We start from the raw sequence: 2,187 nt of genomic DNA on the forward strand, positions 1-2,187 counted from the left end.
CGGTGGTTAGCTCATGGGTGGAACGTTGATTATTCGGCACGGTTGGTATGGGTGAGAGCGTTAGTACTGCTTCGGCGTGGAACGCGAAGCTCATCAACTGATCGTGTCGGGCACGCTGTTGGGTGTCTGAGGGTATGGCCGTATGGCTGCCTTCAGTGCCGGCCCCAGTGAACTCGGACCTGTTGGTTCGGGGTGGTGGGTGGTTGGTCGTTGTTTGAGAACTGCACAGTGGACGCGAGCATCTGTGGCCAAGTTTTTAAGGGCGCACGGTGGATGCCTTGGCACCAGGAACCGATGAAGGACGTGGGAGGCCACGATAGGCCCCGGGGAGTCGTCAACCAGGCTTTGATCCGGGGGTGTCCGAATGGGGAAACCCGGCAGTCGTCATGGGCTGTCACCCTTGCCTGAACACATAGGGCAAGTGGAGGGAACGCGGGGAAGTGAAACATCTCAGTACCCGCAGGAAGAGAAAACAACCGTGATTCCGGGAGTAGTGGCGAGCGAAACTGGATGAGGCCAAACCGTATGCGTGTGAGACCCGGCAGGGGTTGCGTATACGGGGTTGTGGGATCTCTCTTTCACAGTCTGCCGGCTGTGAGGCGAGTCAGAAACCGTTGATGTAGGCGAAGGACATGCGAAAGGTCCGGCGTAGAGGGTAAGACCCCCGTAGCTGAAACATCAGCGGCTCGTTTGAGAGACACCCAAGTAGCACGGGGCCCGAGAAATCCCGTGTGAATCTGGCGGGACCACCCGCTAAGCCTAAATATTCCCTGGTGACCGATAGCGGATAGTACCGTGAGGGAATGGTGAAAAGTACCGCGGGAGCGGAGTGAAATAGTACCTGAAACCGTGTGCCTACAAGCCGTGGGAGCGTCGGAGCAAGGCTTGCCTTGTTCTCGTGACTGCGTGCCTTTTGAAGAATGAGCCTGCGAGTTTGCGGTGTGTTGCGAGGTTAACCCGGGTGGGGTAGCCGTAGCGAAAGCGAGTCCGAATAGGGCGATTTTAGTAGCACGCTCAAGACCCGAAGCGGAGTGATCTAGCCATGGGCAGGTTGAAGCGGAGGTAAGACTTCGTGGAGGACCGAACCCACCAGGGTTGAAAACCTGGGGGATGACCTGTGGTTAGGGGTGAAAGGCCAATCAAACTCCGTGATAGCTGGTTCTCCCCGAAATGCATTTAGGTGCAGCGTCGTGTGTTTCTTGCCGGAGGTAGAGCACTGGATAGGCGATGGGCCCTACCGGGTTACTGACCTTAGCCAAACTCCGAATGCCGGTAAGTGAGAGCGCGGCAGTGAGACTGTGGGGGATAAGCTCCATGGTCGAGAGGGAAACAGCCCAGAGCATCGACTAAGGCCCCTAAGCGTACGCTAAGTGGGAAAGGATGTGGAGTCGCAGAGACAACCAGGAGGTTGGCTTAGAAGCAGCCACCCTTGAAAGAGTGCGTAATAGCTCACTGGTCTAGTGATTCCGCGCCGACAATGTAGCGGGGCTCAAGCGTACCGCCGAAGTCGTGTCATTCCAGCAGATACCCCCAACGGGGGCTGGGATGGGTAGGGGAGCGTCGTCTGCCGGGTGAAGCAGCCGCGGAAGCGAGTTGTGGACGGTTGACGAGTGAGAATGCAGGCATGAGTAGCGATACAAACGTGAGAAACGTTTGCGCCGATTGACCAAGGGTTCCTGGGTCAAGCTGATCTGCCCAGGGTAAGTCGGGACCTAAGGCGAGGCCGACAGGCGTAGTCGATGGATAACCGGTTGATATTCCGGTACCCGCTGTGAAGCGTCAAACATTGAACCAGGCGATGCTAAGTCCGTGAAGCCGTCCCGGATCCTTCGGGTGAAGGGGAGTGGTGGAGCCGACGAACCAGACTTGCAGTAGGTGAGTGATGGGGTGACGCAGGAAGGTAGTCCATCCCGGGCGGTGGTTGTCCCGGGGTAAGGGTGTAGGACGTCAGGTAGGTAAATCCGCCTGGCATATAGTCTGAGACCTGATGCCGAGCCGATTGTGGTGAAGTGGATGATCCTATGCTGTCGAGAAAAGCCTCTAGCGAGTTTCATGGCGGCCCGTACCCTAAACCGACTCAGGTGGTCTGGTAGAGAATACCGAGGCGTTCGGGTGAACTATGGTTAAGGAACTCGGCAAAATGCCCCCGTAACTTCGGGAGAAGGGGGGCCACACCTGGTGATCCGT

1 rRNA gene (only partly in view) is annotated in these 2,187 nt (G+C 57.3%); it reads left to right on the top strand.

The window, feature by feature from the left end:
• Nucleotides 1–246 precede the first annotated feature (246 nt).
• Nucleotides 247–2,187: ribosomal RNA gene (locus ACWD26_RS43940) — 23S ribosomal RNA — on the top strand (it continues 1,267 nt past the right edge of the window).

It is taken from the genome of Streptomyces sp. NPDC002787, assembly GCF_053592095.1.